At 69.1% G+C, this 23,283-nt stretch carries 23 protein-coding genes; 11 read left to right on the plus strand and 12 right to left on the minus strand.

Going from position 1 to position 23,283, the window contains the following annotated elements; all coding sequences use genetic code 11:
• Positions 1-91 precede the first annotated feature (91 nt).
• Positions 92-1,606 carry a succinyl-CoA:acetate CoA-transferase ScpC gene (gene scpC, locus ACODR1_RS13895; RefSeq protein ID WP_488880965.1) on the minus strand — a complete coding sequence of 505 codons (1,515 nt, stop codon included), beginning with the start codon at positions 1,604-1,606 and terminating at the stop codon, positions 92-94.
• A 131-nt stretch (positions 1,607-1,737) separates the two neighbouring features.
• Positions 1,738-2,475: a HesA/MoeB/ThiF family protein gene (locus ACODR1_RS13900; RefSeq protein WP_488880966.1), complete on the minus strand. Its 738-nt coding sequence runs from the start codon at positions 2,473-2,475 to the stop codon at positions 1,738-1,740.
• A gap of 5 nt (positions 2,476-2,480) precedes the next feature.
• On the opposite strand from ACODR1_RS13900, the gene hslV reads away from it, so the two are divergent.
• The 4 genes from hslV (at position 2,481) to ACODR1_RS13920 (ending at position 8,207) form a co-directional block, all read left to right on the plus strand.
• Positions 2,481-3,080 (plus strand): ATP-dependent protease subunit HslV, encoded by a 600-nt coding sequence (gene hslV, locus ACODR1_RS13905; RefSeq protein ID WP_161934963.1) that lies wholly within the window; start codon positions 2,481-2,483, stop codon positions 3,078-3,080.
• Between the two features lie 126 nt (positions 3,081-3,206).
• Entirely contained in the window at positions 3,207-4,046 is an 840-nt protein-coding gene (locus ACODR1_RS13910) for a DUF4440 domain-containing protein (protein WP_488880967.1), read from the plus strand.
• Positions 4,043-5,338, plus strand: coding sequence for an ATP-dependent protease ATPase subunit HslU (gene hslU / locus ACODR1_RS13915; protein WP_488880968.1), 1,296 nt, complete (start codon positions 4,043-4,045; stop codon positions 5,336-5,338). Before ACODR1_RS13910 ends, hslU begins: the two co-directional genes overlap by 4 nt.
• Before the next feature lie 358 nt (positions 5,339-5,696).
• Positions 5,697-8,207 carry an FtsK/SpoIIIE family DNA translocase gene (locus ACODR1_RS13920; protein ID WP_488880969.1) on the plus strand — a complete coding sequence of 837 codons (2,511 nt, stop codon included), beginning with the start codon at positions 5,697-5,699 and terminating at the stop codon, positions 8,205-8,207.
• Positions 8,208-8,386: 179 nt separating this feature from the next.
• Here ACODR1_RS13920 and ACODR1_RS13925 read toward each other — a convergent pair whose 3' ends face one another.
• The 5 genes from ACODR1_RS13925 to ACODR1_RS13945 all read right to left on the minus strand — a co-directional run bounded on the left by ACODR1_RS13925 (position 8,387) and on the right by ACODR1_RS13945 (position 10,820).
• Positions 8,387-8,665 carry a hypothetical protein gene (locus ACODR1_RS13925; RefSeq protein WP_488880970.1) on the minus strand — a complete coding sequence of 93 codons (279 nt, stop codon included), beginning with the start codon at positions 8,663-8,665 and terminating at the stop codon, positions 8,387-8,389.
• Between the two features lie 78 nt (positions 8,666-8,743).
• Complete coding sequence (locus ACODR1_RS13930) at positions 8,744-9,256, minus strand: DsbE family thiol:disulfide interchange protein (RefSeq protein ID WP_488880971.1); 513 nt, start codon at positions 9,254-9,256, stop codon at positions 8,744-8,746.
• Positions 9,253-9,414: a heme exporter protein CcmD gene (gene ccmD / locus ACODR1_RS13935; RefSeq protein ID WP_488880972.1), complete on the minus strand. Its 162-nt coding sequence runs from the start codon at positions 9,412-9,414 to the stop codon at positions 9,253-9,255. Before ccmD ends, ACODR1_RS13930 begins: the two co-directional genes overlap by 4 nt.
• Positions 9,415-9,421: 7 nt before the next feature.
• Positions 9,422-10,171 (minus strand): heme ABC transporter permease CcmC, encoded by a 750-nt coding sequence (gene ccmC / locus ACODR1_RS13940; RefSeq protein WP_488880973.1) that lies wholly within the window; start codon positions 10,169-10,171, stop codon positions 9,422-9,424.
• Positions 10,172-10,220: 49 nt separating this feature from the next.
• Positions 10,221-10,820 carry a Spy/CpxP family protein refolding chaperone gene (locus ACODR1_RS13945; protein WP_488880974.1) on the minus strand — a complete coding sequence of 200 codons (600 nt, stop codon included), beginning with the start codon at positions 10,818-10,820 and terminating at the stop codon, positions 10,221-10,223.
• A 295-nt stretch (positions 10,821-11,115) separates the two neighbouring features.
• Between ACODR1_RS13945 and ACODR1_RS13950 the strand changes: the two genes are divergently transcribed.
• Positions 11,116-12,021: a DMT family transporter gene (locus ACODR1_RS13950; RefSeq protein WP_488880975.1), complete on the plus strand. Its 906-nt coding sequence runs from the start codon at positions 11,116-11,118 to the stop codon at positions 12,019-12,021.
• A gap of 150 nt (positions 12,022-12,171) precedes the next feature.
• On the opposite strand, the gene ACODR1_RS13955 is transcribed toward ACODR1_RS13950, so the two are convergent.
• On the minus strand, positions 12,172-12,600 hold the full coding sequence (locus ACODR1_RS13955) for a putative signal transducing protein (protein WP_488880976.1): 429 nt from the start codon (positions 12,598-12,600) through the stop codon (positions 12,172-12,174).
• A gap of 12 nt (positions 12,601-12,612) precedes the next feature.
• Entirely contained in the window at positions 12,613-13,068 is a 456-nt protein-coding gene (locus tag ACODR1_RS13960) for a hypothetical protein (RefSeq protein ID WP_488880977.1), read from the minus strand.
• A 96-nt stretch (positions 13,069-13,164) separates the two neighbouring features.
• On the opposite strand from ACODR1_RS13960, the gene ACODR1_RS13965 reads away from it, so the two are divergent.
• The gene (locus tag ACODR1_RS13965) at positions 13,165-13,680 is read left to right on the plus strand and encodes a surface-adhesin E family protein (protein WP_488880978.1); all 516 of its coding nucleotides are present in this window, start codon (positions 13,165-13,167) and stop codon (positions 13,678-13,680) included.
• Positions 13,681-13,829: 149 nt separating this feature from the next.
• Here ACODR1_RS13965 and ACODR1_RS13970 read toward each other — a convergent pair whose 3' ends face one another.
• On the minus strand, positions 13,830-15,629 hold the full coding sequence (locus ACODR1_RS13970) for a DUF885 domain-containing protein (protein ID WP_488880979.1): 1,800 nt from the start codon (positions 15,627-15,629) through the stop codon (positions 13,830-13,832).
• A gap of 128 nt (positions 15,630-15,757) precedes the next feature.
• Here ACODR1_RS13970 and ACODR1_RS13975 point away from each other — a divergent pair, with 128 nt between their 5' ends.
• A complete protein-coding gene (locus ACODR1_RS13975) occupies positions 15,758-16,738 on the plus strand; it encodes a TraB/GumN family protein (protein WP_488880980.1) in 981 nt (326 codons plus the stop codon).
• A gap of 134 nt (positions 16,739-16,872) precedes the next feature.
• On the opposite strand, the gene ACODR1_RS13980 is transcribed toward ACODR1_RS13975, so the two are convergent.
• Positions 16,873-17,670, minus strand: coding sequence for a MipA/OmpV family protein (locus ACODR1_RS13980; protein ID WP_488880981.1), 798 nt, complete (start codon positions 17,668-17,670; stop codon positions 16,873-16,875).
• 586 nt (positions 17,671-18,256) lie between these two features.
• On the opposite strand from ACODR1_RS13980, the gene ffh reads away from it, so the two are divergent.
• The 3 genes from ffh (at position 18,257) to rimM (ending at position 21,039) form a co-directional block, all read left to right on the plus strand.
• Positions 18,257-19,780, plus strand: coding sequence for a signal recognition particle protein (ffh, locus tag ACODR1_RS13985; RefSeq protein ID WP_488880982.1), 1,524 nt, complete (start codon positions 18,257-18,259; stop codon positions 19,778-19,780).
• A gap of 24 nt (positions 19,781-19,804) precedes the next feature.
• Positions 19,805-20,293: a 30S ribosomal protein S16 gene (rpsP, locus tag ACODR1_RS13990; protein WP_488880983.1), complete on the plus strand. Its 489-nt coding sequence runs from the start codon at positions 19,805-19,807 to the stop codon at positions 20,291-20,293.
• Positions 20,294-20,487: 194 nt separating this feature from the next.
• Positions 20,488-21,039 carry a ribosome maturation factor RimM gene (rimM, locus tag ACODR1_RS13995; protein ID WP_488880984.1) on the plus strand — a complete coding sequence of 184 codons (552 nt, stop codon included), beginning with the start codon at positions 20,488-20,490 and terminating at the stop codon, positions 21,037-21,039.
• 142 nt (positions 21,040-21,181) lie between these two features.
• Here rimM and ACODR1_RS14000 read toward each other — a convergent pair whose 3' ends face one another.
• On the minus strand, positions 21,182-22,537 hold the full coding sequence (locus ACODR1_RS14000; protein ID WP_488880985.1) for a glycoside hydrolase family 27 protein: 1,356 nt from the start codon (positions 22,535-22,537) through the stop codon (positions 21,182-21,184).
• A 134-nt stretch (positions 22,538-22,671) separates the two neighbouring features.
• On the opposite strand from ACODR1_RS14000, the gene thpR reads away from it, so the two are divergent.
• Entirely contained in the window at positions 22,672-23,211 is a 540-nt protein-coding gene (gene thpR / locus ACODR1_RS14005; protein ID WP_488880986.1) for an RNA 2',3'-cyclic phosphodiesterase, read from the plus strand.
• Positions 23,212-23,283 lie beyond the last annotated feature (72 nt).

The raw sequence follows: 23,283 nt of genomic DNA on the forward strand, positions 1-23,283 counted from the left end.
GAGCTCAGGGTGAGGTTTTCGATAGATCCGCCGGGCCTGAATTGGTCCTCATCCTGAGCTTGTCGAAGGATGAGGACCACACATCGGCCCCTCAGCCCCGCATGTCGCCCGTCTCCATGAACCGCTGGTGCCAGGACAGCGCCTCGCCCGGCAGGGTCGGGGTCTGGCGGCCGTAGGCGCCCAGCTGGGCGCGCTGGAAATAGTCCTCCAGGGCCGGACTGAAATCGGGGTGGGCGCAGTTGTCGATGATCACCCGGGCCCGCTGCTTGGGCGACAGGCCGCGCAGGTCGGCCAGGCCCTGCTCGGTGACGATCACCTGGACGTCCTGGTTGATGTGGTCGACGTGGCTGACCTGCGGGACGATCGCCGAGATCTTGCCGCCCTTGGCCGTCGACGGGGTCATGAAGATCGACACATAGGCGTTGCGGGCGAAGTCGCCCGAGCCGCCGATGCCGTTCTGGATGCGCGAGCCCATCACGTGGGTCGAATTCACCGCGCCGTAGATGTCGGCCTCGATCAGGCCATTCATGGCGATGCAGCCCAGGCGCCGGATCAGCTCGGGGTGGTTGGAAATCTCCTGCGGGCGCAGGATCATCTTGTCGCGGAAGCTTGCCATGTCGGCGTTGAGGCCGGCGGCGGCCTCGGGGCTCAGCGAGAAGGCCGTGGCCGAGGCCATGCGCAGCTTGCCGGCGGCCAGCAGGTCGAGCATGCCGTCCTGGATCACCTCGGTATAGGCCGTCATGTTCTCGAACGGCGCGTCGACGAGGCCCGTCAGCACGGCGTTGGCGATGTTGCCCACGCCCGACTGCAGCGGCAGCAGGGACGGGGGCAGGCGGCCCATCTTCACCTCGTGGGCGAAGAACTCCAGCAGGTGGCCGGCGATCGCCAGGGCCGAGGCGTCGGGCGCGGCGAAGGGCAGGTTGCGGTCGGGCGCGTCGGTCTCGACCACCGCCACCACCTTGCTGGGATCCACGCGGAAATAGGCCTCGCCGATGCGGTCGTCCGGCTTGACCAGCGGGATCGGCACGCGGTTCGGCGGCAGGGCGGTGCCGTAGTAGATGTCGTGCATGCCCTCCAGCGCCGGGTTCTGCCAGCGATTGACCTCGAGGATGATCTTCGAGGCGCGGTCCAGCCAGGTCTTGTTGTTGCCCACCGACGAGGACGGGATCAGCGAGCCGTCGGCGCGGATGCCCGCGATCTCCACGACCGCGGTGTCGAGCGGGCCCAGGAACCCCTGCCAGGCCATCGGGGCCACTTGGCTGAGGTGCATGTCGAAATACTCCATCTCGCCGCGATTGATCTTCTCGCGGGCGATGGGGTCGGAATTGTAGGGCAGGCGGAACTCGACGCCGTCGGTCTTGGCCAGGGCGCCGTCCAGCTCCGGGCCGGTAGAGGCGCCGGTCCACACCTTGACGCGGAACTTGTCGCCGGCGGCGTGGGCCGTCTCGATGCGCTCGGCCAGGGCCAGCGGCACGGCCTTGGGATAGCCCGAGCCGGTGAAGCCGCTCATGCCGACGGTCGAGCCCGGCTCGATCAGGGCGGCGGCGTCCTGCGCGCTCATGACCTTGGCGGCCAGGCCGGGGTGGGCGATGCGAGAGGTGGTCATCGGTTTTCTCCCTTGGCCGACCGGCGGCGAGGGGGAGGTCCGCCGGGACCGGCGGCCGGCAACCTAGACCAAACGATCCGCCGGCTCGACCCCGTAAAGCCCCGTAGGCACAAGGTTTTGGCCGAACGGCGCTATGCCCCGCAGGCCGGGCATCCAGGATCCGCGCCGATGCGCACCGTGCGGGTCTCGGCCGCCAGGGCGTCGTAGATCAGCAAGCGCCCCGACAGCGGCTTTCCGGCCCCGGCGATCACCTTCACCGCCTCCAGCGCCATCATCGCGCCGATCACCCCGGCCAGCGCCCCGACCACGCCGACAAGCGCGCAAGTCTCGGCGTCCGGCGGGATCTCGGGCACCAGGCAGCGATAGCAGGGCTGGCCATGGAACACCCCGACCTGGCCGGTCCACCGCCCCAGCGCCCCGCTGACCAGCACCTTGCCCTCGGCCAGGCAGGCGTCGCTGACGGCGAAGCGGGTGGAGAAGTCGTCTGTCCCGTCCAGCACGATGTCGTAGCCGCGCACGATCTCGCGGGCGTTGCTCGCATCCAGCCAGACGGGGTGGGGGACCACCGCAACGTTCGGGTTCAGCGCCGCCAGATGCGTCGCGGCCGCCTCGACCTTGGGCTGGCCGACGTCGGCCTCGGCATAGAGCACTTGGCGCTGCAGGTTCGACAGCGACACCGTATCGGCGTCGGCGATACCGATCGTCCCCACGCCGGCGGCCGCCAGATAGAGGGCCGCGGGCGCGCCAAGACCCCCGGCGCCGACCAGCAGAACCCTGGCCGCCTTCAGCTTCTGCTGCCCCGGTCCGCCGATCTCGCGCAGCACCAGGTGGCGGGCGTAGCGCTCGACTTCGCGTTCGGAAAAGCTCATGGCGCTTGACCCTCCAGGCCGGCCTCGCCACATGCGAAGCCATGCAAAGCTCGAACTCGTTCCCCGACTGGCACGGCACCACCATTCTCGCGGTGCGCAAGAACGGCCAGACCGTGATCGCCGGCGACGGACAGGTCTCCATGGGCCCAACCGTCGTCAAGGGCAACGCCCGCAAGGTCCGCCGCCTGGCCGGAGGCGCGGTCGTCGCCGGCTTCGCCGGGGCCACGGCCGACGCCTTCACCCTGATCGAGCGGCTGGAGGCCAAGCTCGAGCAGTATCCCAACCAGTTGGCCCGCGCCTGCGTGGATCTCGCCAAGGACTGGCGCACCGACCGCTACCTGCGCCGCCTGGAAGCCATGCTGCTGGTCGCCGACAAGGACGCCATCTACACCGTCACCGGCGTCGGCGACGTGCTGGAGCCGGGCGAAAGCCCCGGCGGCGGCGCGGTCGCGGCCATCGGCTCGGGCGGCAACTATGCCCTCGCCGCCGCCAAGGCCCTGATCGACCAGGACCTGACCGCCGAAGAGATCGCCCGCCGCGCCATGGCCATCGCCGCCGAGATCTGCGTCTACACCAACGGCAACCTGACAGTCGAAGGGCTGTAGGGCGGGTGGACGCCGCCCTCGCCCTTCGACAAGCTCAGGGTGAGGGCTAATTCCAGCCTCGCAGTAGAAATCCTCACCCTGAGCCTGTCGAAGGGCGGGGATTTCGGCTCAGCGGGAAGACCGACCATGCTCAAGATCCTTCCCCCCGCCCTGATCGCCGCCGCCATCGCCGGACCGGCCATCGCCCAGGACATCTCGGCCGCCCCCATCGAGGCCGCCGAGCGGGCCTTCGCGGCCGACGGCCTGGCGCTGGGGATCAAGGGCTCGTTCCTCAAGCACATGGCCGACGACGCCATCGTCTTCGCGCCGGGGCCGGTCAACGCCCGCGAGCTCTACGAGAAGCGCCCCGGGACGAACGAGCCCAAGCTGTTCTGGTGGCCGCAGAAGGTGGTGATCGCCCGCTCGGGCGACCTTGGCCTGTCCTTTGGCCCCTGGAGCATCGACGACAGGCGCGGCGGCTACTACGCCACCATCTGGCGCAAGGGCGCGGATGGCGAATGGAAGTGGGTCTATGACGGCGGCGCCGATGCCGATCCCGGCAAGGCCCCCGGTCCCGACGCCGCCGCCCAGGTCGGGCCGTTGTCTCCCGGGGGCGCGGCGTCCCAGGCCCAGGGCTTCGAGGAGGCCCGCGACGCAGAGGCCGCCCTGGCCTCGGCCGCCTCCACGAACGCCCCGGCCGCCTACAAGGCCGTGCTGACCGCCGACGCCTGGCTGCTGGGCCCCAGGAGCGCCAAGGCCCTGGCCGGAAACGACCTTTCGGCCCGGCTGGCCCTGCACCCGGCCTCGATCGCCCTGCGTCCGCAGGGCGGCGGCGCGTCCGGCGCCGGCGACCTCGTCTGGACCCACGGCGAGGCGACTTGGAGCGGACCCGATAACAAACCCGTCGCCGCGCACTATATGCACGTGTGGCAGAAACGCGCCGAAGGCTGGCGCCTGATCTTCGAGACCCTGATCAACGACACATGACCGAGTTCTCCCCCCGCGAAATCGTCTCCGAACTGGATCGCTTCATCGTCGGCCACGCCGAGGCCAAGCGCGCCGTGGCCGTGGCCCTGCGCAACCGCTGGCGTCGCCGCCGCACGCCGGCCGACCTGCAGGACGAGATCACCCCCAAGAACATCCTGCTGATCGGCCCCACGGGCGTTGGCAAGACCGAGATCGCCCGGCGCCTGGCCAAGCTGGCCCAGGCCCCGTTCCTCAAGGTCGAGGCCACCAAGTTCACCGAGGTCGGCTATGTCGGCCGCGACGTCGACCAGATCGTCCGTGACCTGGTCGAAAGCGCCCTGGCCATGGTCCGCGACAAGCGCCGCTCGGGCGTGAAGGCGAAAGCCGAAGCCGCCGCCGAGGACCGCATCCTCGACGCCCTGACCGGTCCCGGCGCTACGGCCGCCCGCGACAGCTTCCGCAAGAAGCTCCGCGCCGGCGAACTCGACGACAAGGAGATCGAGCTGACCCTGGCCGACAACGGCGGCGGCGGCATGTTCGAGATCCCCGGCCAGCCCGGCGCCTCGGTGCTGAACCTCGGCGAGATGATGAAGTCGTTCGGCGGCGGTCGCACCAAGACCCACAAGACCACGGTCTCGGGCGCCTGGGCCCCGCTGATCGCCGAAGAGAGCGACAAGCTGCTCGACCAGGAAGCGCTCACCCAGGAAGCCCTGGCCCTGGCCGAGAACCACGGCATCGTCTTCCTCGACGAGATCGACAAGGTCGCCAGCAGCTCGCAGCGCGGCGGCGCGGATGTGAGCCGGGAAGGCGTGCAGCGCGACCTGCTGCCGCTGATCGAGGGCACGACGGTGTCGACCAAGTACGGACCGGTGAAGACCGACCACATCCTGTTCATCGCCTCGGGCGCCTTCCACGTGGCCAAGCCGTCGGACCTGCTGCCCGAACTGCAGGGCCGCCTGCCGATCCGCGTCGAGCTGAAGGGCCTGTCGCGCGACGACATGCGCCGCATCCTCACCGAGCCGGAAGCCAACCTGCTGCGCCAGCACCAGGCCCTGATGGCCACCGAGAACCTGACCCTGGTGTTCACCGACGAGGCCATCGACGCCCTGGCCGACGCGGCCGTGGCGGTCAACGCCTCGGTCGAGAACATCGGCGCCCGTCGCCTGCAGACGATCATGGAAAAGGTCGTCGAAGAGATCAGCTTCACCGCCACCGACCACGGCGGCGAAACCGTCACCATCGACGCCGACTACGTCAACAAGCGGGTCGGGGCCCTGGCGGCGAACGCGGATCTGAGCCGGTATATTCTGTAGCCCAAGATCCTCCCCCTGAAGGGGGAGGTGGCCCGAAGGGCCGGAGGGGGAAGTTGCTTCCGAACCTCCGCACCAACTTCCCCCTCAGTCGCTCCGCGACAGCTCCCCCTTCAGGGGGAGCATCTCGAAGCCGAAAAACGACCCGGGCGTCGCCGTCCGGGCCGCGAAGTCAGAGGGGATGTTACTAGGGGGATACGATGACTGAATGCACGTCCAGCGACTCCGGTTCCATGAAGCTCTCGTGACGACCTGCGACACTAAGTCTTTGTTTCCAGAGGGCCCTCGATCCCGATCTCGGTAAACGCCCCTTAACCATCTGGGGCCACAAGGTAGCATTCGAAGTGCTTCGGAGTGGTTCATGGCGCGAGTTGCGCGGCGATCGAATGTGGAGCTGGTCTGGGAGGCCGTGCGCTACGGCTGGGACCAGCCGTGGACGGCCCGGTTCCGGGGCGGCGTCCTGGCCGTTCTGGGCGCGGGCCTGCTGCTGTCCCTGGCCACCTATGACGCCGCCGATCCCAGCTTCAACGCCGTCAGCGGCGCGCCGGCCAGCAACGCCCTGGGCGGCGCCGGCGCGGTGATCGCCGACGTGGTCGTCCAATCCCTCGGCCTGGCCGGCTGGGTGGCGGCGATCATGATGCTGGTGTTCGGCCTGGCCCGCACCGCCCAGCCCGACCCCGACGCCCACCGCCGCGAGCTGCGCGTGCGCGCCGGCGTCGGCGTGGCCGGCCTCATGGCCCTGGCCGGCTTCCTGACCGTGCTGGCCAAGCCCGCCGTATGGCCGCTGGCCAAGGGCCTGGGCGGTTTCTGGGGCGATGGCCTTCTGAACCTGCTGGCCGGGATCTTCAGCTTCGCCCACATCCCCGGCGCCCGGGTCATCGCCGCCCTGCTGCTGCTGGTCGGCGCGGTGATCGGCGTCGGCTACGCCCTGGGCGTGCGCCGCGTCGATCCCGAGAGCGTCCTGTCGCTGGTCGCCCGCCTGACCGCGCCGCGCGAACGCGCGCCCCGCCAGGAACGCGAGCCTGAGCCGGTTCGCGCCCCGCGTCCCAAGGCCGCTCCGCGCCGTCCGGTGCGCGAGGCCATGGACGCCATCGACAACGACGAGTCCCAGGCTTCCGCGCCCCGCCGCGCCGCCCGCGCGCCTGCCCCTGCCGACGACGAAGACGGCATGGTCGTCGCCCCCCAGCCCGCGCCGCGCGCCGCCAAGGCCGCCCGTCCGGCCCCGCCGCAGGTCGAGGACGACGACGACTTCGCGCCCAGCTTCGAGGCCCGCCCGCTGTCGATCCGCCAGCCCAAGGCTCCGGCCCCGTCCAGCAACCGCGAACAGCGCGAGCAGCAGAAGACCTTCGACTTCGAGGAGGACGAGGACGGCTTCCAGCTGCCGGAACTGGCCATGCTGGCCAAGGCCAAGCCGCGCTCGTCGGAGTTCGACGAGGGCGCCCTGCGCCAGAACGCCCGCCTGCTGGAAAGCGTGCTGGCCGAGTTCGGCGTCAAGGGCCAGATCGACCAGATCCGTCCCGGCCCGGTCGTCACCATGTACGAACTGGTGCCGGCCCCGGGCGTGAAGACCGCCCGCGTCGTGGCCCTGGCCGACGACATCGCCCGCTCGATGAGCGTGATCTCGTGCCGCGTGGCCGTGGCCCAGGGCCGCAACGCCATCGGCATCGAAATGCCGAACTCCAAGCGCGAGACCGTCTACCTGCGCGACCTGCTGTCCAGCGCCGACTACGACAAGGCCAGCTCGATCCTGCCCATGGCCCTGGGCGAAACCATCGGCGGCGAGCCCTATATCGCCGACCTGGCCAAGATGCCCCACCTGCTGATCGCCGGCACCACCGGCTCGGGCAAGTCGGTCGGCGTCAACGCCATGATCCTGTCGATCCTCTACAAGCTGCCTCCTGAGAAGTGCCGCTTCATCATGATCGACCCCAAGATGCTGGAACTGTCGGTCTATGACGGCATCCCGCACCTCTTGGCCCCCGTCGTGACCGATCCGAAGAAGGCCGTCGTGGCGCTGAAGTGGACCGTCCGCGAGATGGAGGACCGCTATCGCCGCATGTCCAAGATCGGCGTGCGCAACATCGGCGGCTACAACGAGAAGGCCAACGAGGCCCTCGAGAAGGGCGAGCACTTCGAACGGACCGTGCAGACCGGCTTCGACGACGCCGGCCGCCCGATCTACGAGACCGAGCAGATCCGTCCCGAGGCCATGCCCTACCTGGTCGTGGTCATCGACGAGGTCGCCGACCTGATGATGGTGGCCGGCAAGGACATCGAAGGCGCCGTCCAGCGCCTGGCCCAGATGGCCCGCGCCGCCGGCATCCACCTGATCATGGCCACCCAGCGTCCGTCGGTCGACGTCATCACCGGCACGATCAAGGCCAACTTCCCGACCCGGATCAGCTTCCAGGTCACGTCGAAGATCGACGCCCGCACCATCCTGGGCGAGCAGGGCGCCGAGCAGCTGCTGGGCCAGGGCGACATGCTCTACATGGCCGGCGGCGGCCGCATCACCCGCCTGCATGGTCCCTTCGTCTCCGACGGCGAGGTCGAGGCCGTGGCCAAGTTCCTGCGCGACCAGGGCATCCCCCAGTACCTGGAGGAAGTCACCGCCGGCGGCGACGAGGAGCAGGAAGAGGCCATCGAGGGCGCCTTCGCCGGCGAGGGCGGGGCCAACGACCTCTACGACCACGCGGTGGCCGTGGTCACCCGCGACCGCAAGGCCTCGACCAGCTACATCCAGCGCCGCCTGCAGATCGGCTACAACCGTGCAGCTTCTCTGATGGAGCGGATGGAAAAGGAAGGCGTCGTCGGCGCCGCCAACCACGCCGGCAAGCGCGAGATCCTCGCCCCGCCCCCGCCGCCGCTGTAGGGCTCACGATCCCTCTCCCCTTGCGGGAGGGGGTGGCCCACGGAGTGGGGTCGGGTGAGGGCTCGCACGAACGCAAGACGCCGCGAAAGCCGATCAGCTTTCGCGGCGTCTTGCGTTTGAGAAACCCCTCATCCGTCGGCTAGCGCCGACACCTTCTCCCGCAAGGGGAGAAGGAAGCCTCAGACTAGGATGTTCAGCAGCGAGCCCGGGCGCAGGATCTTCTGCGGCTGCTCGGTCGGCGCGGTGAAGGCCTTGGGCGGCACGGTACGGCGCGCCTGGGGCTCGGTCTGGGCCTGGAGCTGCACGGTCATCGGCGAGGCCGTGGGGCGTGCGCTGGTCGCGTCGCTGACCGCCGCCTGGAAGAACGCCGCCGCGCGCGACTGGCCAGCCGGAGTCACGGCGCCCGACGAGGGTCTGGCGGTGACGGCGGGCAGGCCGGTGGGACGAACGGTGCTCATGACGCGGTTGATAGCATGGTTAATGCAGAGTGCGCGAGCGTGGTTAACGAGCTTCTAAGCCGGAAAGTGCGCGACGCTTCAACGCAGCTTGGAAACGAGCGCGTCCAGATCCTGCGGCGTGATCGGCCCGGTATGCTTGGCCACCACCTGCCCCTGGGCGTCGACCACGAAGGTCTCGGGCACGCCGGTGACGCCGAACTCCACGCCGGCACGGCCGTCGCGATCGACCAGCCGGGCGGCGAACGGATCGCCCAGCCGCCCGAGGAACGCCTCGGTATTGGCCGGCGCGTCCTTGTAGGCGACGCCGACGATCCGCACGCCACGCGCCTTCAGCGCCATCAGCTGCGGATGCTCGACCTCGCAGGGGGCGCACCAGGAGGCGAAGAAGTTGACCAGCATCGGCCCGTCACCTTCGCTGCGCACCGGCGACGGCGTTCCGCTGTCGAGGTCTGGCAGGGAAAGAGCCGGAACCGGCTTGCCGACCAGGGCGTCGGGGCTGACCTGCGGATTGCGCTTGAGGGCGTAGCCGGCGAACAGCACCGCCAGGGCCGCCAGCACGATCAGCGGCGAGAAGGCCAGCCAGCGCTTCACGGGCGGGGATCCTCGGCCTGCCGGCGCTCGGCCTCGGCGCGCCAGCGACGGGCGGCGGCCAGGCTGTCGACGATCATCCAGCCGAACACCACCGCCGTCAGGGCGAAGGCGGGCCAGACATAGACGGCGTACTTGCCGGCGTCGAAATCGAAGCTCATCAGGGGATCAGGCCTCCGCCGCCTTCAGCGCCAGGCTGCGCGCCTTGCGCCGCCAGACCAGCGCCCGGATCCGCACCAGCCACAGCGACCCGAACGCCGACAGATAGGCCAGCTGCATCACAAGCATCGGCCAGGCATAGACCGCCGGCAGCCGGTTCTCGGGCTTGGCCAACAGGGTCGAGGAGCCCTGGTGCAGGCTGTTCCACCAGTCGACCGAGAACTTGACGATCGGCAGGTTGATGACGCCGACCAGCGCCAGGATGGCCGCGGCGCGGGCGGCCTTCTGCTCGTCGTCGATGGCCCCGCGCAGGGCCAGATAGCCGAGATAGAACAGCAGCAGCACCAGCACCGAGGTCAGGCGGGCGTCCCACACCCACCAGGTTCCCCACATCGGCTTGCCCCACAGCGAGCCGGTGGCCAGGGCCAGCACCGTAAAGGCCGCGCCCAGCGGGGCGCAGGCCTGGGCGGCCGCATCGGCCAGGGCATGGCGGAACACCAGGGCCAGAAAGCTGGCGATCCCCAGGCACAGATAGACGAACATCGCCAGCACGGCCGCCGGCACGTGGATGAACATCATCCGCACCGTGTCGCCCTGCTGGTAGTCCTCGGGAACCGTGAAGGTCAGGATCAGGCCGACCACCGCCAGCACGCCGGCGATCACGCCGAACATGGGCGCGGCCCAGCGCGAGAAGGCCATGAACCGCTCGGGGTTGGCCAGGAAATCGAACGGGTTCTTGTTGTGGTTGCGGGCGCCCATCGACCTTGACTTAGATCGGCCTGAGGACGCCCGCAATCGTCTCGCGCGCTTACGAGCCCGACTTGCGCTGGATGATCACCCGGCGTTCGCCGAAACCGGCCTTTGGACCCCGGGTCTCGAAGCGGCGGACAGTGACGTTCGGGGCGCCGGTCACTTCCGGGCCGAGAGCGTCGAAGGCCTTCTTCTGGCTGGGCGTCAGGGCGTTGTAGAAGCTGCGCGTGGCGTCGGCGCGGCCCCTGAGGTCGGCGGCGACCTTGGCCATGCGATCGGCCTGCTCGTCGAGGCGTTCCAGCGCGGTCGGCGGCGCCTTGTCCTTGGCGCTTTCGTCGCGGGCCGGCCTCGGCTCAGGGCGCTCCCTAGGACCAGTCGCGGCGATGTAGGCCTTCAGCGCGCCGTCCTGGCGGTCGGTCAGTTGCAGCACGTCGCGCAGGCGCTGGGCGCGGGCTTCCGGATTCTGGTGCATGCGGACCGGCCCGATGCGGTCGCGGAACACCATGTGGTCGAAGCTCGGCGGAGGCGGCGGAGGCTCGGGCGCTTCCGGCGGCGCGGGCGGCGGCGGCGGAGCGGCGGGCTGGGCCGAGGCGGCGACGACGCCGGCCGCCAGGGCCGCGCCGGCGGCGAGGGTGAGAGACTTCAGGACGAGACGCATGGCGATCTCCATCGCAAGGGGTGGAAACGAACTGCGGCCTAGGTTGAGGGCGGTTGTGGCGCGAAAATGTCTGAAGATGTGAACAATGTTACACGAATGAAGCGTTGCCAGGAGAGCTGATACGAAGTGCATGCAAATCAATCACTTGATCCCGTTGCTCCAAGGCCGCGACGCGCCGTCTTTCAAAAATTTCATCTTCCGGTGGGCCCTGCTGACAGCCCCTGACACGCAGCTGGGCGATATCGAGGCCGCGCCGCCTCTCGCCAGGCGGCCGCGGATACGCCATGAGGCCCCCATGAAACGCGTCGCCTTCCTCGCCCTGATCTTCGCCGGCACGCTCTGGGGCCTGGGTTTCCCGCTGGGCAAGCTGATCCTGCGCGAGACCGACGCGGCCCACATGGTGCTGCTGCGCTTCATCGTCGCCGCCGTGGTCGCCGCCCCCTTCGCCTTGAGGACCAGGGAAGCCCGCGCCCTTTTCAAGTCGCCGGTGATGCTGGCCTCGGGCGCGCTCTACGGCGTGGCCTTCATGGTGCAGTTCGAGGGCCTGGCCCATGTCAGCGTCACCCTGGCGGCGCTGCTGGTCGGGGCCATGCCGGCCCTGATCGCCGTCTGCGCCAAGGTGATGGGCGAGAAGGTCAGCCGCGCCTCGTGGATGGGCGTCGGCGCGGCCACCCTCGGGGCGGCCCTGATCGCCGGCAAGCCCGACGGGGCCGGCTCGCTGCTGGGCGTGGCGCTGTCGCTGGGCTCGCTGCTGATCTTCCTGGCCTGGCTGGTGGTGCTGAAACGCGCGCCCAAGGCCCCGACCCCGATGGCCATCCCGGCAGTGACCGTGATCGTCGCCGCCTTCACCGTGCTGCCGATCGCCTTCGTCATGCACGGCCCGCCGACGCTGGACCTGTCGCCGATCGCCTGGACGAGCGTTCTGGGCCTGGGCGTGCTGTCGACCCTGCTGGCCACCGCCGCCTGGCAGTACGGCTCGTCCCGGGTGGGCAGCGCCAGCGCCGGGGTGTTCATCAACATCGAGCCGTTGATGGGCGCCTCGATCGGCGTGCTGTTGTTCGGCGACCACCTCACCCTGGCCTTGGCGATCGGCGGCCTGATGATTATCGCTGGCAGCTTCGTCGTGGTGCTGGGCGAGAAACAGGCCGAGCCGGAAAGCCTGCAGGCCCAGCCGGCCCCGGCCCCGGCCCCGGCCCCCTAGGTTGGATCGACATTCGAAATCTGAGACGAAAACCTCGTCCTTCGACAAGCTCAGGATGAGGTTTTTCTACGATCTGGGCCTGTAAATGGTCCTCATCCTGAGCTTGTCGAAGGACGAAAACCACGCTCGAACCTTGAATGTCGATACGCCCTAGCCGAGCAGGGCGGCGGCCCAGGCCGCCAGCCCGACCGCCAGGCACAGCCCCGCCACCCCGAGCGCGACGGGCCGCATCCAGCTGCCGCGACCCTTGCCGCCCAGCAGCAGGGCGACCGCCGGTCCGAAGGTCGCCGCCAGGGCCAGCGCCACCCCGGCCTTGGCCGTCGAGCTCGCCCGGCCGGGCGTCGGAGCGGGATCGGGCGGGTCGCCGCCGCGCAGATCGGCGATCAGGCGCCGGGCCTCGTCGGCGTCGACATCGGGCGTCCACAGCCGGAAGCCGCCCATGGCGATGGTCATCAGGTAGTCGCTGGCGCCCCAGTGCTCGTTCTGGACCAGCACCGGCACGCCCTCGGCCCGCAGCCGCGAGGCGGCGACCTGGGCCTCGACGAGGTCGGCGAAGCGGGCGATCTCGGTCAGGCTCATCGACCGACCTCCTCAGCGCGGCTCGGATCCCAGCCGCCACAGGTAAAGCTGCCGCGCCGGCGTGCCGACACGCAAGCCCTCCAGTTCCTCGCGCTCGGCCTTGGTCAGCTTGAAACGGCTGTAGCCGCGTTGCGCCAGGCAGGTCTCGACCGCCCCGGTCGCCTGCCGCCGCACCTCGCGCCAGTTGCGGTTCATGTGCAGCTTCTGCTGGTCGGCATAGGCGTACATGGCGTCGAGCCCGCCCGCCGGATCCACGGCCATGTCCATCTCGAACACCACGTCGACCAGGGGCAGCTTCACCGGCGCGGCGGTCTCGACATAGTGCAGGCACTCGGCCGCGTCGGTGCGGTACTTCAGGTAGCTGATCCCCGGCTTGCCCCAGCTGTCCTTGCGGGTCGGGGCGGCCTGCGCCGCGCCGGCCAGGGCGGCGAGCAGCAGCATCGACAGCGCGGCGGCCTTGATCGTCATCGGCAAGCCCTCGGCCGGTTGATCGCTCGGATACCCATGTTACCGTGACCAGCAACGAAGGAAAGGGCGCCCCGCGTCCGACATGGGAGGCCGCCGGTGACCCTCGCCGACCTGATGCTCGCCACGGGGCTGTCGCTGGCCGTCCAGGCCGCCGCGCCGCCGCCCGCCCAGACCCCTTCCTCAGCCGCCGTCGACGGCGTCGTCGTCACCCCCGGCGAAAAGGCCAAGCCCATGCCGCGCTGGGCCCAGAAGGTGCGGGGCGACGGCTGGCCGTTCTTCGCCGCCGGCGAAGACGGGGCGGTGCTGATGTTCGCCAAGACCGCCAAGGGCAACGACGGCCTAAGGCCCCGGGGCCAGGTCTGGGTCCGCCACGAGTTTCGCCAGCCGCGCACCGAAGCCGAGGCGCCGGACGCGCCGCCCTTCCTGTCCGAGAAGCTGCTGGTCGAGGTCGACTGCTCGGCCAATCGCTTCCGCAACGCCGCGGCCTTCCGCTATCCGGCCAACAATCTCGAAGGGACCGAGGACGCCTATCGCTTCGAGCAGGACTGGCAGGCCCCGGCCACCGGGACGCTGGACGCCACGGTGGTCGAGGCCGCCTGTCTGACGCCCTAGATCGGATCGACATTCAGGATCTGAGACGAAACCTCGTCCCTCGACAGGCTCAGGATGAGGTTTTCTGCGATCCTGGCCTATCAATGGTCCTCATCCCGAGCTTGTCGAAGGACGAGGACCAAGCCCAAACCTTGAAGTCGAGACGCCCCCTAGCCGGCCTTCTGGCTGGCGATCCAGGCGTCGACCTGGGTCTCCAGCACGTCGAGCGGGACCGAGCCGTTCTTCAGCACCGCGTCGTGGAAGCCGCGCAGGTCGAACTTGGGCCCCAGCGCCGTCTCGGCCCGCGTGCGCAGCTCGCGGATCTTCAGCTCGCCCAGCTTGTAGGCCAGGGCCTGGCCGGGCCAGGTGATGTAGCGGTCGACCTCGGCCTCGATGTTGGTCCGCGACAGGGCGGTGTTGTCGAGCATGAAGGCGATGGCCTGGTCGCGGGTCCAGCCCTTGGAATGGATGCCGGTGTCGACCACCAGGCGGCAAGCCCGCCACATCTCGTAGGACAGCCGCCCCATGTCCTTCTCGGGCGTGTCGTAGAGACCCATCTCGATGCCCAGGCGCTCGGAATAGAGCCCCCAGCCCTCGACGAAGCCGGTGAAGAAGGCCGCGTTCTTGCGGAACTCCGGCAGGTCCAGCTCCTGCTGCAGCGCGATCTGGTGGTGATGGCCGGGCACGGCCTCATGCACCGTCAGGGCGGGCATCTCGTAGAGCGGCCGCTGGTCGAGGTGCGTGGTGTTGACGAAATAGACCCCGGGAGAACCAGTGCTCGCAAAGCCGGCGTTGTAGTAGGCCGTGGTGTTGCCCTCGGCGATCTCGGCCGGGATCTCGCGCACGGTGTAGGGCAGGCGGGGCAGGGTTCCGAACAGCTTGGGCATCCAGCCGTCGATGGTCTTGGCCAGGAACGTCGCCTCGCGCATCAGTTCGGCCGGCGTCTTGGCGTAGTATTTCGGATCCGTGCGCAGCTTGTCGATGAAGGCCTTGCGGTCCGGTGCGATGCCGCTCTTGCGGGCGACCTCGTCCATCTCGGCGCGGATGCGGGCCACTTCCGACAGGCCCAGCTGGTGGATCTCCTCGGGGGTCCTGGTCGTCGTGGTCATCACCCGCACCTGGTAGGCGTACCAGGCCGACCCCTGGGGCAGGGCGCTGGCGGCGACGTCCTTGCGGCACTTGGGCGCGTAGTCCTTCTCGTAGAAGTCCGACAGCGCCTGGTAGGCGGGATTGATCTTGCCGGTGATGATCGCCTTGGCGCGGGCCTGCATGGCGGTCCAGTCGGCGTCGGCGATCGTCGCCGGCTTCTTGCCCTTGAACGGCTTGTAGAAGGCCGAGGCCTGCGGATCCTTGGCGATGGTGGCGGTGATCGTCGCCCCGAACGCCTTCATCGGCGCGCACGGCTGGACATAGCCCTTGGAGAGGCCCTCGCGCACCGTGGCGATCGAAGCTGTGTTGTAGGCAGGATAGAGGTCGAGCCGCTTCAGGTAGCTGTCGTAGTCGGCCTTGGTGAAGAACGGCAGCATGTCGGGCAGGGCGGCAAAATACTGGTGCCAGCTGCCGATGCTGGAAAACAGCATGGTGCGCTGGCCGAAGCGATTGCCCTCGACCTGCTCGCTCAGCATGCGGTGCAGTATGGCCTTGTTGACCCGGTCGGGCTGGGAGAGGCCAGTGTCGGGAATGGCGTCCAGCCGCTTGAGGAAGCCTTCAGCCTCGACGGCGCGGCGATCGGCGAAGGCCAGGGACGGATCGTCCAGCTGGTCGTCATAGGTCCGCACGCCCAGCAGCGTGGCCTGCACCGGCGCGCCCTTCAGCCACCAGGCCCAGTGCTCGTCGACCAGGGCCTTCAGCGCCGGCGAGGCTACACCGGCCGAAGCGGTCGCCGTCGGCGCCTGGGCTGATGCAGATGACGCCAAGGTTCCGGCCAGCACGGCGGCCACGCAGGCCGCTCCCATCCACCGCTTGAGCATGTTTCCCCTCCTTGGATCGCCGACAGCCGCCGCAGACAGCCATGCGTCGGGGAACCTGCGCAAGCCACGCCCCCGTTTCGCCATCCGCCGACGCGCACTATGTCTGGCCGCAAGCAGGAGGAGCACCCATGGCCGTTTCGAGACCCGCCCGCATCGCGGCGCTCACCGCCCTGGCGCTGGCCTTCGCCGTTCCCGCCGTAGCCCAGACGCCGACCGTCGAGCTGCAACCGGCCGATCCGGGCAGCGCCGTAGTCGAGGAACTGCTGGTGGTCGCCCGTCCGCCGGGTCCCGCCCTGTGGCTGGTCGAGAAGAACGGGGCAAAGCTCTACGTGCTGGGTTCGGCCCAACCGCTGCCGCACCAGCTGAAGTGGGAAAGCCCGCGCCTGAACCGGGCTCTCGACCAGGCCAGCCTGGTGCTGGTGCCGCCCGAAGCCTCGGTCGGGCCGATGCAGGTCACCAAGTTCTTCCTGACCGGCGGCGGCGGCGTGCGCCAGGGCTTCGGCAAGAAGCTGGAAGACCAGCTGCCGCCCGACCTGAAGGATCGCTTCGTCAAGGCTCGCACCCAGGCGCGCCGCACCGCGATCCCCTACAAGGACTGGAAGCCGGCCGTGGCGGGCTTCATCGTGCTGTCCGACTTCCGCCAGGCCGCCGGTCTGTCGGAAGCCAAGCCGGTCAGCACCATCGAGCGCATGGCGAAAGCCAAGGGCGTCAAGGTCAAGGCCATGAGCCAGTACCGCCTGGGCCCGGTGCTCAGTGCGGCCGGCAAGCTGTCGGACGAGGCCAACCTGGCCTGCCTGCGCGACGCCCTCAACGAGATCGACTACGAGGCCCCGCGCTGGAACACGCTGGGAACCGACTGGGCCAACGGCGACATCGCCTCGGTGCGCGCCCGCTACTCGTCCAGCGCCGCCCAGCGCTGCCTGCTGCGCGCGCCCGGCGGTGCGGGCTTGCTCAACGAGCAGATCGGCCAGTCGGCCAAGGCCCTGTCCGAAGCGCTGGAGCGGCCTGGCGTCACCGTCGCCGTCGTCGACCTGGCCTTCCTGCTGCCCGGCAACGGCGTGCTCGATCGGCTGAAAGCCCAGGGCGCGACGGTGACCTCGCCGAGCTGAGGAAAGAACGCTCTCAAACCCCGTAAAACCCCCGCGAAAGCGGGGGCCCAGGTGTTTTATCGTCGAGCGCCGTGGGTTGCAGAAGAAGCCTGGGTCCCCGCTTTCGCGGGGATTTTACGGAAGGGAGTTCCCAACTACCGCCCGATGAACCGCCGAACGACGATCAGGCCGCCGCGGTATTCGTCCTGCTGGCCGTAGCGCTCGATCAGCGGGCTGTCGGCGGCCTCGCCCAGGATGCGCTCGTAGTTGGCGAAGGTTCCCACCGCGTACTTGTCGCCGATCGGGGTCATCATCAGGAAGGCCACGCCCACCTGGTTCAGCCCGCCCTTGGGATCGTACTGCGTCAGGCTCGGCACGGCCGCCACGTCCTTGGCCGACACGCCATAGAAGGTGCGATTGGTGTTCTTGTCGCCGCCGCGGGCATAGACCATCGACTGCAACAGGCCCACCGGCGTCACGTCCTGGCGCGACACCGAGCCCCAGAAGTCCCAGCCGTCGGAGACGCCGGTCACGTCGCGACCGATGCGGCCGCCGACCACGAAGTCCTTCCAGGTGCGCTTGTAGGCGTAGACGGCCAGGTCCGCGCCGGTGTCGGGGCTCTGGATGCCGCTGTCGGTGTCGTCGGGGCCGCCCCAGCGCGGGCGCAACTGGGCGCCGACGTGCAGGGTCTCGTCGTTGATGACGTTGTACCCCAGGCCGTCCAGGCCGTTGGCGTAGATCTTCCCCTTCCAGTGGGCGCTGCCCCAGAAGGTGAAGTTGGTCTTGTGCGGGTCCTTGCCGCCCGGCGAGAAGCCGTAGACGGGACCGCCGCCGACATCGACCTCCCAGGTCGCGGGGGCTTCGATGTCCTTGTAGGGCAGAGCTTGGGCCAGGGCGGCGGCGGGCAGCAGGGCGAGAGCCGCCACGGCGGCGGACAGGAGCTTGGTCGACATGGAGTCCTTGCGAGCAGACCAGACGAAACGGGACCCCAATCCCTGACCGCATCCCGTCGAACGCGTTCGATGAAGCCCTTAATCCTCCGCGGACGGAAAGGCAAAGGAAGACGCTGGCGCCGCTCTCGTATAAGCATGCGCCATGCAAAAGGAACGGTCCATGTCCAAACGAGGCACGACCCAACCTGGCTACAGAAACCGCAATGGCCAGGTCGTCCAACGCCGGACCGACACGGCGGGCAACGACCACAATCAACTGGTTTAGGTTCTGCGCTGCGAGGCCTGCTTCCACATGTACGGTGCGAACGGCTCCGACATCTGGCTGCGCCGCTGCCCGTCCTGCGATGGCGGCGCGCCAGGCCTGGCGTGGGCCGAGTAGCCCAAGCGACTCGAAATCCTTGCATTTTCCACAGCGCTCCCGCATAAGCGCCCACTTCCGGCGCTTTATCAGCAGCGCCTCCACCGTCACGACCCCGGCCTGCTAGCGCAGGATCCATCCGGACGAGGACGGCGAGGACCCCCGTCGACGTGATCGTCCACGGGGGCTGATCGCGTTTGGAGCTTTGGTTCTTACCCAGGGTTTCGCATGTTCGACGGCCTTACAGAGCGGCTCTCCGGCGTATTCGACCGCCTCGGCGGTCGCGGCGTGCTGTCCGAAAAGGACATCGACGAGGCGCTGCGCGAAGTCCGCGTCGCCCTGCTGGAAGCCGACGTCGCCCTGCCGGTCGTCAAGGACTTCATCTCCAAGGCCAAGGAACAGGCCTCGGGCGAGTCCGTCATCCGCTCGGTCAAGCCGGCCGACCAGGTGGTCAAGATCGTCTATGACGGCCTGGTCGAGATGCTGGGCGGCGACGTCCCCACCGGCCTGAACCTGGCCTTGAACCCGCCGACCATCATCCTGATGGCCGGCCTGCAAGGCTCGGGCAAGACCACCACCACCGGCAAGCTGGCCCTGCGCCTCTCCAAGACCGAGCGCAAGAAGGTGCTGGTCGCCTCGCTCGACACCCGTCGCCCCGCCGCCATGGAGCAGCTGGCGACCCTGGCCAAGCAGGTCGGCGTCGAGAGCCTGCCGATCGTGGCCGGCCAGAGCGCGCCGGACATCGCCAAGCGCGCCCTCACCGCCGCCAAACTCAGCGGCTACGACGTCCTGATCCTCGACACCGCCGGCCGCACCACGCTGGACGAGGCGATGATGAGCGAAGCGGCGGAAATCGCCCGCATCGCCAATCCCTCCGAGACCATCCTGGTCGCCGACAGCCTCACCGGCCAGGACGCCGTGCGCACGGCGAAGGCCTTCCACGAGCGCCTGCCGCTCACCGGTCTGATCCTGACCCGCGCCGACGGCGACGGCCGAGGCGGCGCGGCGCTGTCGATGCGCCACGTCACCGGCCTGCCGATCAAGTTCCTCGGCGCCGGCGAGAAGATCGACCAGCTCGACGTCTTCGACGCCCGCCGCGTCGCCGGCCGGATCCTGGGCCAGGGCGACGTGGTGGCCCTGGTCGAGAAGGCCGCCGCCGACCTCGACGCGGCCGAAGCCGAGCGCATGGCCCGCAAGCTGGCCAAGGGCAAGTTCGACCTCGACGACCTGTCGTCCCAGCTGTCGCAGATGCAGAAGATGGGCGGCATGGAAGGCATCATGGGCCTCCTGCCGGGCGTCCAGAAGGTCAAGAAGCAGATCGCCGAAAGCGGCATCGACGACAGCATCTTCCGCCGCCAGCAGGCGATCATCAGCTCGATGACCAAGGAAGAGCGCAAAAAGCCCGACATCCTGGCGGCCTCGCGCAAGCGCCGCATCGCCGCCGGTTCGGGCGTCGACGTGGCCGAGGTCAATCGCCTGCTCAAGCAGCACCGCCAGATGGCCGACATGTTCAAGTCGATGAGCAAGGACGGCGGCAAGGGCTTGGCCCGCATGGCCGGCATGCTCGGCGGCGGCGACATGGCTCGTTTGAAATCCCTCGGCGGCGGCAAGATGCCCGCCGTCGATCCCAACGCGACGGAAGGCCAAGGCCTTTCGGGGCTGCCCGGTCTGCCGGGCCTCGGGGGCGGGGCCAACCCGCTCTCCGGCCTGGGCGGCCTGCCGCCCGGCTTCAATCCGTTCAAGAAAAAATAGCTTTAGATCCAAGGACTAACGACAATGCTGAAGATCCGTCTCGCCCGTGGCGGCGCCAAGAAGCGCCCGTACTACTCGATCGTCGTCGCTGACAGCCACTCGCCGCGCGATGGCCGTTTCATCGAGAAGGTCGGCACCTACAACCCGCTCCTGAAGAAGGATGACCCCGCGCGCGTCACCCTGAAGCTCGAGTCGATCCAAGAGTGGCTCAAGAAGGGCGCCCAGCCGACCGACCGCGTCGCCCGCTTCCTGGCCGCCCAAGGCGTCGGCGCCTGGACCGCCGGCAACAACCCGCAGAAGGCCGAGCCGGGCAAGAAGGCCAAGGAACGCACCGCCGAGCGCGCCCAGCGCGAAGAAGAGCGCGCCGCCGCCGAAGCCCAGGCCAAGGAAGACGCCAAGGCCGCCGCTGAAGCCGCCGCCGCGGCCGCCGCCGAAGCCGCTGCTGCTCCGGCTGCCGAAGAAGCTCCGGCTGAAGAAGCTCCGGCCGCCGCCGAAGAAGCTTCGGAAGGCTAATCCCTTCCGGAACTGTGCGTGGTCCTCGTCCAGAGTTCATCCTCGGGCCGACCTTTGGTCGGACCCGGGGAACAAGCTCAGGACGAGGACCATGTCACAGGCCGAAGCAGTAGAAACCCTCACCCTGAGCCTGTCGAAGGGCGGGGGTCTCGCTTCACCAACGACCCCGGCTTGGTCCGGAAAGACTCAAGTCGATGTCCATCTCCCCCGATGATCCGTTGATCCTGGTCGGCCGCGTGGCCGGCGGCTTCGGCGTGCGCGGCGAGGTGCGGATCTCGACCTATACCGAAGAGCCGATGGCCCTGAAGGGCTTCAAGCGGCTCCTGCGCCAGGACGGCTCGCCCGCCCTGTCGATCTCCCAGGCAAGAGCGGTCAAAGACGGTTTGATCTGCCGCTGCGCCGAGATCACCACCAAGGAAGCCGCCGACGCCCTGCGCGGCCTCAAGCTCTTCGTCCCCCGCTCGACCCTGCCCGAGCCCGACGAGGACGAATTCTATCTCGCCGACCTGGTCGGCATGGCCGTGCGCCACATCGCCACCGGCGAGGATCTGGGCAAGATCAAGAGCGTCCAGGACTTCGGCGCCGGCGACCTGCTCGAGATCACCCCGCCGCTCGGCGGCCAGACCTGGTACCTGCCCTTCACCCGCGCCGCCGCGCCGGAAGTGAAGCTGGCCGAACGCTTGGTGCTTGCCGACCCGCCGAACATGGTGGGCGAGCCCGAAGGGCCGCAGTCCGACGAGGACTGACACCAGGATGCTCCCCCTCTGGGGGAGCTGTCGCGGAGCGACTGAGGGGGGCCGTTTTCAGCTTCCGCGGCGCTCGCCAGTAAGAATTGGCTCTTCCCCCTCCGTCGGCTTCGCCGACACCTCCCCCTTCAGGGGGAGGATCTCATGCGCCCAACCGCAGCAGCGCCGAGCCATGCGGCGGCAATGTCCGCTCCACGCGCCCGGACACCGGCCCGAGGTCCTGTCCGCTCCACAGGTCCCTTGCCGACACGCCGTCGACCAAGCCAAGCTCCCGCAAGGCCACCCCCACCGTCTTCGGCTTTCCCGTCGTGTTGAACAGCGCCAGGTAGCGCTCGGCCGGACGCCCCTCCGGCCGCGCCGACCAGACCCGCGTCCCGTCTTCCACAAAGTGCGGCTGGTTGCCGGTGCTGGCCTGGTTGACCGCCAGCACCTCTCGATTGGTCAGCAGGGCCAGGGTGGCCTCGTCCAGATGGCGCAGGTCGCCGCCCATGATCAGCGGCGAACGGGCGATCGACCATAGGGTCATCAGGGTCTGCTGCTCGTCGGGGGTGAACTTGCTGTCGCGCTTGCCCAGGGCCAGCCGGCCCAGCGGCAGCATGTCGGCGTCGGGCCAGGCGCCCGGGGCCCGGAAGGCGTTCCAGTTCTCCAGCCTCGTGAACTGCGCCTCCAGCATCGACCACTCGTCCCAGAAGTCGTCGGAGATGCGCCACATCTGGGCGTACCGGCGCACGTGCTCGGCGCGCGGCACGGGCGTCTCGCCCGGCGACAGGCTGAGGATCATCGGTCGGCCCGACGCCTTGATCGCCTTGTGCGCCGCCTCGATCTCGGCGGCGTGGGCGTCGTAGGGACGGCTCATGTCGTCCATCTTCACGAAGCCGACGCCCCATTGGGCGAACAGCCGGAAGACGCTGTCGTAATAGGCCTGGGCGCCGGGCTTGCGCATGTCGACCCCGTACATGTCGGGATTCCACGAACAGACGCTCGACGTATCGGCGACGTCGGCGGCGCGGACGCTGGTCCCCAGCACCGGCAGGTTGGCCTTCACCGCTGCGCGCGGGATGCCCCGCATCAGGTGCACGCCGAACTTCAGGCCCAGCGCATGCGCCTGGTCGGCCAGCGGCTTGAAGCCCTGGCCGCCGGCGCTGGAGGGAAAGCGGTTAGGGGCGGGGACAAGACGACCATGGCCGTCCATCGCCGGCTGGGGATTGCGGTTGTAGTCGTAGCTGGCCGCCTCCGGCTCGTACCACTGGATGTCGACCGTGAAGACGTCGTAGCCGAACGGCAGAAGTTTCGCGGCCATGATCCGGGCGGTCTCCAGCGCCTGGGCCTCGGTGATGGTGGTGGCGAAGCTGTTCCAGCTGTTCCAGCCCATCGGCGGGCGCTGGGCCAGCAGCGTCGGCTTGCCCGCCGGCGTCGCGGCGACGCCCGGGCCGGCCGCCAGGCTCGCGCCCATCCCCGCCAGCAACACCCCGCGCCGATCCATCGAGGGTCCCGTCATCGCCTGCCTCCCGCCCGCCCGGCCTTGGCGCCGGTCCTCCTGAGCGAGGCTATTTGTCAGACAATTTAGGTGATCGGCAAGGCGCCGACGGCAGGGGCTTTGAGCCTGGCCGGGAAGGCGTCTAGGCTGGCGGCATGATCCGTCTGTTCACCGCGATCGCCATCCCCTCCGAGATCGGCGCGCCGCTCCAGTCCCGACAATCCGGCATCGAAGGCGCCCGCTGGCGCCCGCTTGAGGCCTTCCACGTCACCCTGCGCTTCATCGGCGACGTGCAGGAAACGGTGGCCACCGACCTCGACGAAGCGCTGGCGGAGATCGAGGCGCCCGCCTTCGACCTGGAGCTCAAGGGCGCCGGCCACTTCGGCGAGGGCGCCGACATGCACGCCGTCTGGGCCGGGGTCGAGGACGAGCCTCTGCTGCGCCGCCTGCAGAAGGCCAACGAAAGCGCCGCCCGCAAGGCCGAGCTGAAGCCCGAGACCCGCACCTACCTGCCGCACGTCACCCTGGCCTATCTGAAGCGCGCGACCGCGCCCGAGGTCGGCGCCTGGATCCAGCGCAACAACCTGCTGCACTCGCCGCCGTTCCACGTCGATCGCTTCGGCCTCTATTCCAGCTGGCAGACCAAGGAAGGCTCGGTCTACCGGCTGGAGCGGGAGTACCCGCTGAAGGGCTGATCGGGCGAACCGCAGCCGGAACATCCAAGCCGACGCCCGACGCTTGCGCTTTGCTCCCGGAGCGCGCCTGAT

The sequence above is a fragment of the Caulobacter sp. FG7 genome (assembly GCF_057808875.1).